Below are 466 nucleotides of genomic sequence, written 5' to 3' on the forward strand. Positions count from 1 at the left end.
AGGCCCGGATGGGGCCGGTGTACCAAATCCGCCATATTGATCGGCCCGGTCCAGTCGCGTGTGCCGCTATAGAGGACGATAGGCAGCACCGGCGGTAGCTTCTGGCCCTTGCGCAGGGGCTCATGGCGAATGATGTCCTGATAAAGCAGACCCACATAGGTCATGATCCGACAGGCCATAAAATAGTCATCTGACGACTGAAACTCGATCAACAGGTAAAGATACAGCCAATCCGGCCCCATTTTCACCCGCCAAATGCTGTCATCGTGGCGCTCGCGCAGGTCATCGGTGGCGAAGCTGGCCTTTAGCGGCTCTAAGGTGTCAAAGTCCAGCTCGTTGATCCATTCGGGTTTGATGAACCCTTCGAGCAGGTCCTTAACCATCCTGGGGTTGCTGAACAGCAGTTTGTACCCCGTGTCAAATGGGGTGGAATCCTTGGATTTTGGCATATTGCCTCCCAAAAACT

At 54.7% G+C, this 466-nt stretch carries 1 protein-coding gene; it reads right to left on the reverse strand.

Features of this window, described 5'->3' with window-relative positions; all coding sequences use genetic code 11:
• The coding region (locus B3187_RS14130) for an Rpn family recombination-promoting nuclease/putative transposase (protein ID WP_286807127.1) at positions 1-449 on the reverse strand (449 nt) is incomplete at its 3' end.
• Positions 450-466 lie beyond the last annotated feature (17 nt).

The organism is Marinimicrobium sp. UBA4209 (assembly GCF_002381585.1).
Taxonomy (GTDB): Bacteria; Pseudomonadota; Gammaproteobacteria; order Pseudomonadales; family Cellvibrionaceae; genus Marinimicrobium; species Marinimicrobium koreense.